Annotated in this window: 2 protein-coding genes; both read right to left on the bottom strand. The window is 45.8% G+C overall.

From position 1 onward, the window contains the following. Positions 1 to 44: 44 nt before the first annotated feature. The gene (locus tag HF854_RS12290) at positions 45 to 320 is read right to left on the bottom strand and encodes a hypothetical protein (protein WP_168936542.1); all 276 of its coding nucleotides are present in this window, start codon (positions 318 to 320) and stop codon (positions 45 to 47) included. Between the two features lie 249 nt (positions 321 to 569). Then, entirely contained in the window at positions 570 to 1,442 is an 873-nt protein-coding gene (locus tag HF854_RS12285; protein ID WP_168936541.1) for a DUF1311 domain-containing protein, read from the bottom strand. Between the last annotated feature and the right edge of the window lie 239 nt (positions 1,443 to 1,681).

The raw sequence follows: 1,681 nt of genomic DNA, 5'->3' as shown, positions 1-1,681 counted from the left end.
TGCTGCCGCGCACAGTCTTTTTTTGTCCACATGCCTTCTTGTAACTATAAAAGCTGAAGTTTCCAAACACGCTCTAAGCCCTTTTGCAGCAGCCAATCTTGCACCAGGGCGAGACTGGCTGCGCCATCCATGGGCAGGGCCGTGGCATGGCGCGGCACAGGGTTCCAGCGGCAAGTCCTGGTCAGCAGGGCGGAACCGAACGTCAGCGTGTCTTCCATCCTTTGGATATCAAAAATCGGCAGGTCAGCCGGTCTATGCTCCGTTCCCTCGAATTTGCCCTCATGCTCGCTATGTATGGCGCAAACGATACCCGTACTCACGGTTCCGTCAAAGGAATAGACTTCCCATTTACCCCCGCCCAAAAGGTGATATCGGATGCTCCGATGTATTGTGCCAGAACTCTAGACCTTGACCAGTCCTTCGGCCAGCAACAAGAGAAGGCCTTCGGGTTGGCGTAGCCCCGTTCGCGGAAAGCACGCAGTTACCAAACCCGCAGGCCACGCAGTGAAGGCCCCCTCCGTGAAAAAGCTCTATACCATACAGACACATAAACGTGGGGCGGTTACCGCTTAATCGATCACGATTGAGCCCCACTCGATGCTTTTGATTTTTCCGTTTTCAGATGTGATGGAAAAGCGTTGAACAGGCCTTTTCACTTCGTCAACCTCTCTCTGCAATATCCAGTTATACATATGTTTTGACTCATCTTCATACATATCATCCCATCCCATGAAAGTCATTCCCCAATTAAATTTAATCAGTGAATCTCTATCAATGTCATCGCCAACTTGCATGCCTGCAGCATTGTATCCCTTTTTATCAACTGTGACATAAAAAGGATGCTCGTCTATCAAGTAAAAAGTAAATTCTTCATCGTATGATACCTTGGCATTCGCGTAATGAGGGATATTGTGGTCATTTTTATCTACATTCTGTTTTTTCCCATTTTTATTTTCAATACCAGCCGTGCGCATTAATGCTTCCATATCAAAGAATACGCTGCTGTCGAATATAGCCTTGAATTGCCTGAGCTGCTCCTGATGCCACTCTTCAAAGTAATAGTCCGGCCATGCACGGCCAGCAGCATTATCTGCTTCGCTCAGTTTGCTGTTGTGCTGAAGAATGCGGAGCAGGTTAATCCTTTTTAGGGTTGCTTCTGTGTAGGCTTCAGCCTTGCTCATGCCAAGCTTCATAACGTTTTGCACATAGTCATCCCGCCATTTTCTGATCCATTTTTGTTGTCCATCCATGTGATATTTTTTATCTTTTTCGGAAAGTCCCTCATAGACTTCTTTCCATACCCTGCCCAGTTCCTTGTCAGCCTCTTTGAATGCCTGAGATGTGGAAATCAGGATTCGATATTCATCATCGGTCAAGGCAAAAGCCGAGGTGACTCCCAACGTCAGAACAAGAAGGAACACAAAGAAAGCACTTTTTTTCATACCTTCCCTCCAGCAGGATAAATTCAAACCGCTTTAGTAGGGCGTCAAGAGCTGATAGTCGCAAAAGAACAGTTTTGTTTTCTCTTATGACGCCATGACTTTCCAAAAAAATGGCAACAGTTATAAATTGACTAGAACTCATTTCATAATTCAGCCCAAGGGCTGAGAGCGTGTTTGGAAACTCATTTATCAATAATGAAACGTTTCAACAGTATGCTTGCCATGGCTATTTGAATCAT

This window comes from Desulfovibrio piger (assembly GCF_012843875.1).
In the GTDB taxonomy this organism is placed as follows: Bacteria; Desulfobacterota; Desulfovibrionia; order Desulfovibrionales; family Desulfovibrionaceae; genus Desulfovibrio.
The sequence above is the reverse complement of the archived record's forward strand: the minus strand, read 5'-3'. Positions and strand labels throughout refer to the sequence as shown.